This is a genomic window from Kitasatospora sp. NPDC059817 (assembly GCF_042731835.1).
In the GTDB taxonomy this organism is placed as follows: Bacteria; Actinomycetota; Actinomycetes; order Streptomycetales; family Streptomycetaceae; genus Kitasatospora.
Genome location: NZ_JBHWIR010000268.1, coordinates 1 through 7,080 on the forward strand (window position 1 = coordinate 1; position 7,080 = coordinate 7,080).

Annotated in this window: 5 protein-coding genes; 4 read left to right on the plus strand and 1 reads right to left on the minus strand. The window is 75.3% G+C overall.

Going from position 1 to position 7,080, the window contains the following annotated elements:
- Window positions 1-38: 38 nt before the first annotated feature.
- A complete protein-coding gene (locus ACFV61_RS32870; RefSeq protein WP_380495664.1) occupies window positions 39-536 on the plus strand; it encodes a RimK family alpha-L-glutamate ligase in 498 nt (165 codons plus the stop codon).
- 82 nt (window positions 537-618) lie between these two features.
- Here the strand turns inward: ACFV61_RS32870 and ACFV61_RS32875 are convergent, their stop codons facing one another.
- Entirely contained in the window at window positions 619-1,956 is a 1,338-nt protein-coding gene (locus ACFV61_RS32875; RefSeq protein WP_380346333.1) for an FAD-dependent monooxygenase, read from the minus strand.
- A 458-nt stretch (window positions 1,957-2,414) separates the two neighbouring features.
- Between ACFV61_RS32875 and ACFV61_RS32880 the strand changes: the two genes are divergently transcribed.
- From ACFV61_RS32880 to ACFV61_RS32890, 3 genes are all read left to right on the plus strand, one after another.
- Window positions 2,415-3,584, plus strand: a complete 1,170-nt coding sequence (locus ACFV61_RS32880) for a magnesium and cobalt transport protein CorA (protein ID WP_063350723.1) — start codon at window positions 2,415-2,417, stop codon at window positions 3,582-3,584.
- Between the two features lie 490 nt (window positions 3,585-4,074).
- Window positions 4,075-4,896: an SDR family NAD(P)-dependent oxidoreductase gene (locus ACFV61_RS32885; RefSeq protein WP_380495660.1), complete on the plus strand. Its 822-nt coding sequence runs from the start codon at window positions 4,075-4,077 to the stop codon at window positions 4,894-4,896.
- Between the two features lie 414 nt (window positions 4,897-5,310).
- Window positions 5,311-6,882, plus strand: coding sequence for a hypothetical protein (locus ACFV61_RS32890; RefSeq protein ID WP_380495662.1), 1,572 nt, complete (start codon window positions 5,311-5,313; stop codon window positions 6,880-6,882).
- Window positions 6,883-7,080 lie beyond the last annotated feature (198 nt).

Here is a 7,080-nt window from a genome sequence, read left to right on the forward strand (position 1 = left end):
GTTTTGGTGGGGCGGGGCGGGGCGGGCGGGCGGCCCCTGTGTGTTTCGCGGGGGGGGGGGGCATCGTTGGGGCCCGGCCCTGCGTCGGGATGGGCGGCGACGACGTCTTCCACGTCACCACTCACGCCCAACTCGCCTCCGCCGCACGGCACTACGAGCACGACGGGGCGGACTGGCTGATCGCCCGGGATGCCCGCAACTTCACCCCGGACGGCCGCCGCCACCAGTACCGGGTGGTGGTGCTCGACGGCCGGGTGGTCCGGGTCGTCGAACACGTGCAGGCGGATCCGGACGCCCCCTGCAACGAGAGCCGCGGCGCCGTCTCCGCACCGCTCGCCGCCGCCGAACTGCCCCGGGGCCTCGCGGACCTGGCGATCCGCGCGGTCGCCTGCCTCGGCCTGCCGCTGGCCGGTGTCGACCTCGCCGCCGAGAGCGGCGGCGTGGTCTTCGAGGTCAACGTCCACCCGGCGTTCGGCCGCGGCGCCCTGGAGCAGGTCGCCGTGCCGTACGTGGCCGCGCACCTGGAGCCCGTCTGACGGTTCCGGCCGGGCGCGCCCCGGGCCGGCAGGCGCCGAGCAGGCCGGCTCTCTCCGCACCCGATGGCGCGCTCCTGGCCGGTCAGCTCCGCAGGATGGCGGCGAGGAGCGACGGGCGGAACAGCAGCGTCGGCGGGGCGACCAGCGACATCACCTCGTGGAAGGCGGCGGTGACCGCCGGGTTGTGGGCCGCGCCGGCCAGCACCTTGTCGAGGAAGCGGTGCTGGAGTGCGAGCAGGGCGCCGGAGGGTCCGCCGGTGGTGGCGGCGAAGCGGACGTCCTCGGTGCAGGACATCACCCACGGGTTCTTGGAGACGGCCGCGATCGCGCGCCGGGCGTCCCGGGCCGTGGCGTGGCCGATGCCGCCGTGGCGCAGGGCGGTGCGGCGCAGCTCCCGGGCGCAGAACAGGGCGACGGTGACGCCCTGCCCGTACACCGGGTTGAAGGTGCTGGCGGCGTCGCCGACCACCACCAGGCCGTCCGGGGCGCTGCGTTCGTAGTGCCGCCGGATGCCGGGGCCGGGGACGAAGCCGCGCACCTCGCCGGCCGGCTCGGCCTGCTGGAGCGCCTCGCGGATGCTCGGGTCGCGCAGCCGGGCCAGTTGCTTGGTGAACCCGGCTTCGCCGGGCTCGGGTTCGGCGCCGCGCATGCCGGCGACGCTGACGATCCAGCGGTCGCCCTCGACCGGCAGCAGCACGCCCAGGTGGGGCGCGTCCGGGGCCTTGGTCTGCACGTAGATCGCCTTGTAGCCGATGTCGACGCCGGCCGGGCGGTGGAACAGCCGGGAGGAGTACGCGACGCCCGCGTCCACCCGCTCCTCGGGCACCGGCGGGTGGCCCAGCTCCGCCAGCCAGTCCGGCACCGAGGTCGTGCGGCCGGCCGCGTCCACCACCAACTCGGCCGGTATCTCCCGGACTTCGCTGCGTTCGGGCCCGCGGTCGCGGACCTTGACGCCGGTCACCGTGCGGGCCGACCCGAGCAGGCCGACCACGTCGGCGCCCTCCAGGAACTCGATCGTGGGCTCGGCGCGGACCCGGTCCAGCACCGCCTTGTCCAGCACCGGCCGGGTGCAGGACAGGAAGGCGAGCTGCGCCGGGTACTGCGCCATCCACCCCGCCGAGCTGAGCCACTTCAGATCGCCCGAGACGGCGACCCTCGTCGCGCCCGCCTCCGTGAGCTCCTGGTTGATGCCGGGCATCATCTCCTCCAGCGCCCGGTGCCCGGCCTCCAGCACCAGGTGTGCGTGCCGGCCCTGCGGCACCCCGGCCCGGAACGTGGGCTCCGCCGGGTAGCGGTCCCGCTCTACCACCACGATCCGTTCGGCGAACCCGCGCAGGGCCCAGGCCGCCACCGTGCCGGCCAGCCCGCCGCCGATCACCACCGCCGTGCCCCGCCCGGGGGCCGTTTCCGAAGAAGTCATGACACGTAGCGTAGTCGGGCGGTGGCGGCCCCGTAATCGCATCGGCGGGACGAACGGGCAGGACACGGGCGGCCGTTGGTGCCCGAACGCGCCGGGCGCACGACCGGCCCGGAACACCGTCGCGCGGCGCCCCCGGGGGCGGGCGGTGGTAGGCACCCGGGAGCGGGTACTACACTCGGCGGGAGTTGTGCAGGCCCCCCTTCCGGTGCGCGGGCGCGCGGAGCCGAGGAGGTGAGAGCCGTGGAGTGCAGTAGTCCGGGTCGAAGTCGGCCCCGCCCCCGGTTGTCCCGCACCATTCGCGGCACCCGGCGTTCCTCCTCCCGTACGGCTCCCGCGCGGCGCTGACCTCGTCCTCGACGGGGTGCCGCCGGTCGCGCCGTGCGCGTGGTGGCCGGCCGGGCGCCTCCGGCCCGCCGTCCCCGGACGGTGACCGGGCACCCACCGTGGAGGTACCCGCCATGTCCGACTGGCGTGTGCGCGCCGTGCGCGCGAGCAAGCGTCCGTTCTCCCGCCCTGCCGGGGGCTCCGGACCCGCCGACGCGCAGCCGGCGCCGGAGCACTCGATGGATCCGCGGCCCGACCAGCCCGTCGAGCCGGTCACCCTGGAGCGTTCCGTGGTGGACGCGGCGGTCTACCGGGACGGGCGGCGGATCGACACACCGGCGAACCTCGCCGACATCTACCGCGAACTGCCCGACCGGCCCGGCGCGATGGCCTGGATCGGCCTGTACCGCCCCGCCGAGGCGCAGCTGCTGGAGGCGGCGGACCGGTTCAACCTGCACGAACTGGCCGTCGAGGACGCCATCGTCGCCCACCAGCGGCCGAAGCTGGAGCGCTACGGCGACACGCTGTTCGTGGTGCTGCGCGCCGCGCGCTACCTGGACGAGGCGGAGGAGGTCGACTTCGGCGAGATCCACCTCTTCGTGGGTCCCGACTTCGTGCTCACCGTCCGCCACTCGCAGGCACCGGACCTGTCCGCGGTGCGCCGCCGCCTGGAGACGGACCCGGACCTGCTCGCGCTCGGCCCGGAGGCGGTGCTGTACGCGGTGCTGGACGCGGTGGTGGACGGCTACGCGCCGGTGATCGCCGGGCTCCAGCACGACATCGACGAGATCGAGACGGAGGTGTTCGGCGGCGACCCGCAGGTCTCCCGGCGCATCTACGAGCTGTCCCGCGAGGTGATCGAGCTCCAGCGGGCCACCCGGCCGCTGCTGGAGATCATGAAGAGCCTGGAGGCGGGCTTCGGCAAGTACGGCACCGACGACGAGCTGCAGCGCTACCTGCGCGACGTCGCCGACCACGCCACCTACGCCGCCGAGCGGGTGGACGGCTTCCGGCAGATGCTGCAGAACATCCTGACCGTGAACGCGACGCTGGTCTCGCAGCGGCAGAACGAGGAGATGAAGCAGCTCGCCGAGGCCGGGCACGTGCAGAACGACGAGATCAAGAAGATCTCCTCCTGGGCGGCGATCCTCTTCGCGCCGACGCTGATCGGCACCGTGTACGGGATGAACTTCGAGATCATGCCGGAGCTCAAGTGGGCGTTCGGCTACCCGTTCGCGGTCGGGCTGATGGCGCTGGTCTGCACCGGGTTGTACGTGGTCTTCAAGCGCCGCAACTGGCTCTGACGGCGGGCCGCGGCGGGGCGCGGCTGGTGCGGGGCGCGGCGCGGTCCGGCTCGGGCGCGGTGCTCGCGACCGGCTCCGCCGTGCCGCCGCAAGCCGGCGCGGCCCCGCGCAGGCAGCACTGACCGGCTGCCGCAACCGGCGCCGACCGCACGGCTGTTCGCCCGGCGTCAGGGATTCGTCAGGGCGGCGGTGCGGCGCTTGCCCCGGTCCGCGCCCGCCGGTTGGATGAGGAGCATGAACCGCCCGGCACGCCACCACGACCGCCCGCCGCATCCGCGGCCGCCGGTCCGCGTCGTCGCGGCCGCCATCGCCGTGCGCTGATCCGCGCCTCCCCGCCGGAGGGCACGGCACGTGCCGCGCCCCGCCCCGCCCCGTCGTCCGATCGGCGCGGGGTGCGGGCGGGCGCGCGAGTTCCGCATCTCATCAGGTCTTTTGAGCCCGCACCCCGGCCCGGACAGGGCCGGCGGTGCCCCGCACCCTGGGAACGGTCATGTCCGAATCCGTCCTGTCCGCTCGTACCGCCCTCGTCACCGGCGCCTCCTCCGGCATCGGCTGGGAGACCGCCCGGCTGCTCGCCGGGCTGGGTGCCACCGTGCTGGTGCACGCCCGGACCACCCCGGAGGCCGAGGCGGCCGTCGCCCGGCTGGTCGACGCCGGCGCCCGCCGGGGCCAACTCGTCGAGCTGGCCGCCGACTTCACCCACCTCTCGGAGGTCGCGGTGCTGGCCGGCACGGTCGTCAAGCACTACCCGGCGCTGGACCTGCTGGTCAACAACGCCGCCGCGCTGGCGCCCGAGCGCTGCACGCTGACCGACGACGGCAACGAGGTCTCGCTGCAGGTCAACTTCCTGGCCGCGCACCTGCTGGCCAGGCTGCTGCGGGCGCCGCTCTCGGCGTCCGGCGACGCCCGGATCGTCAACGTCTCGTCCTCGCTGCACCGGACGGCGTCGATGAACTGGTCGGACCCGCACCGGGTGAAGAGGTACTCGCGGGTGGCCGCGTACGCGCAGTCGCAGCTCGCGCTCACCATGGCGACCGCCGACATGGCCCCGGCCGGCTCCGGCATCACCGCCGTCAGCCTCAACCCGGGCCTGTGCGACACGGCGCTGCTGCCGCTGTACGGGCGGGCCGGCGCGCCGGCGGTGGAGGGCGCGGCGGCCGTCGTCCGGCTCTGCCTGCCGGACGTCGCGGTCGCCAACGGCGCCTACTACGACGGCGGTTCGGTGGCGCCGGTGGCGCAGGCCGCCCAGGAGGAGCGCTCGCTGAAGCGCCTGGTCAAGCTGGCGGACCAGTTGGTCGGCCAGGCCGCTTGAAGCCCTTCCCCGGAATCGGAGAGCACACGATGTCCAAGCGCGCCCGCAAGAGGAGGGCCCGGCGGAAGAACACGGCGAACCGCGGCCGCCGGGCCGGGCAGGGCTGACCCGCCCACCACCGCAGGCCACCACCGATCACCACCACCCATCACCACCACCCATCACCACTCACCACCGCCGAGAACCGCCGCGAACCGCTGAGGGCCGCCGCGAACCGGCGGGCACCGCCGGGCGCCGGGGACGGTCGCTAAGGATGCGTCAAGAACGGCGCCCGGCGGCGTCAAGGAGCCGTCAGGGGGCGGCTTCCCGCAGGTGGCGCGGCACTAGCGTCGCCCGGCGGAGAGAAACGGTTCTGCTCCGGTTTCAGCAGGAAACCCCGGCGGACCGTACAACGGGGGAGAGGAACGTGCGGCCATGACCACCTCGGCAGCGGGCACGACGGCCACCACGGGGGAGACGGCCCCGGGGACGGAACCCGATCAGGCGGGGGAACCGGCCCCAGCCCGGGCCCCAGCCCCGGCCACGGCCGCCCCGACCCCCCGCCCGAGCCCCCTGGCCCGGCTCCGGCACGGCGCGCGGACGGTCGGCGGCCGCGCCTACTGGACCACCCCGCGCCTGGTCCGCGGCCTCACCGCGCTCAGCCTGGCCGCCCTGATCGGCCTCGGCGCGGCCGCCACCACCGTCCTCGGCGGGGCCCGCGACGGCACCGACACCATCGGCCACCGGGCCGCCCCGCAGGCCACCCGCGCCGCCGACCTCTACTTCGCGCTCAGCGACATGGACGCCCAGGCCGCCAACCTGCTGCTGGTCGGTGCCGACCCCGACTACACGACGCTGCGCAAGCAGACCCTCGACACCTACGAGCAGCGCCGCGCGCAGGCCGACGGCGACCTCCAACAGGCCGCCCAGGCCGCGGCCGCCGACCCGGCCGGCCAGCGCGCCGTCCAGCAGGTGCTCGGCCGGCTCGGCAGCTACGAGGCCCTGGTGGCCCGCGCCCAGCTGCTGGAGGAGCAGGCCAAAGCCCCGGCCGGCCAGCCCTCGCCCGCCGCCCTGGACGCCTACCGCCAGGCCACCGACCTGCTGCGCCAGCAACTGCTGCCCGCCGCCGACCAGGTCACCGCCGCCAACGAGGCCACCGTCGAGCAGGTCTACACCGAGCGCCGCGACGCCCTCGGCAGCGGCTGGTGGTGGCTGCTCGCGGTCGGCCTGCTCGCGCTCGCCGCGCTGCTCGGGCTCCAGCGCGTCCTGGCGGTGCGCTACCACCGCGTCGTCAACCCGGCGCTGGCCGCAGTCACGCTGCTCACCGCTGTCGTGCTGGCGATCGGCCTGCACCTGGTCAGCCGCGCCGACGACCACCTGGTGACCGCCAAGAGCAACGCCTACGACTCGGTGATCGCGCTCAGCCGCGCCCGTGCCGTCGCCTTCGACCTGAACGCCGACGAGAGCCGCTACCTCACCGACCCGTCCCGCGCGGCCGCCTACGAGCAGAGCTTCCTCGACAAGACCCAGGCGATCGCCCGCCTGGACGGCGCCAGCCTCGCCGACTACAACGCCCAGCTGGCGGCCGCCGCGGCCCGGCACCGCGCCGACCACACGGCCGTCCCCTTCGGCGGCTACCTCGGCACCGAACTGCACAACATCACCTTCCCCGGCGAGCAGGACGCCGCCGAGCGGGTGCTCGCCGCCTTCCAGCAGTACCAGCAGGACGACCGGAAGATCCGCGCGCTGCGCGACGAGGGCCGGCTGAAGGAGGCGGTGACGCTCAACACCGGCCTCTCCCAGGGGCAGTCCAACTACGACTTCGACCAGCTGAGCACGGCCATCGGGGACACCATCGCGGTCAACGCCAAGGCGATGGACTCGGCGGTCGCCGCGACCGACGGCGACCTCGACGCCGGCACGGCGGCCCTGGCCGCGGGCGCGCTGGCGGCGGCGCTCGCGCTCACCGCGCTGGGCGTCCGGCCGCGCCTGCGCGAGTACCGGTAGCCGCCGGCAGCCGGTTACGCCCCGGGCGGGCGTCGGCGAAGCCCCCGGCGGGCTCCGGTGCGCCCGGGCTCCGGCGCCCCCGGCCTCAGCCGGCGGCGAGCCGGTCGTACTCGGCGTCCGGGTCCAGCTGGCGCCGGTACTCGGCGTGCAGCCGGACGTCGCCGTCCGGGCCGGCCAGGCGGGCGAGCGGGCCCCGGG

What these genes read in the sequence shown, in the direction of transcription:
- ACFV61_RS32875 (WP_380346333.1), bottom strand. Translation starts at nt 1,956, where the DNA reads ATGACTTCTTCGGAAACGGCCCCCGGGCGGGGCACGGCGGTGGTGATC.
- ACFV61_RS32880 (WP_063350723.1), top strand. Translation starts at nt 2,415, where the DNA reads ATGTCCGACTGGCGTGTGCGCGCCGTGCGCGCGAGCAAGCGTCCGTTC.
- ACFV61_RS32885 (WP_380495660.1), top strand. Translation starts at nt 4,075, where the DNA reads ATGTCCGAATCCGTCCTGTCCGCTCGTACCGCCCTCGTCACCGGCGCC.
- ACFV61_RS32890 (WP_380495662.1), top strand. Translation starts at nt 5,311, where the DNA reads ATGACCACCTCGGCAGCGGGCACGACGGCCACCACGGGGGAGACGGCC.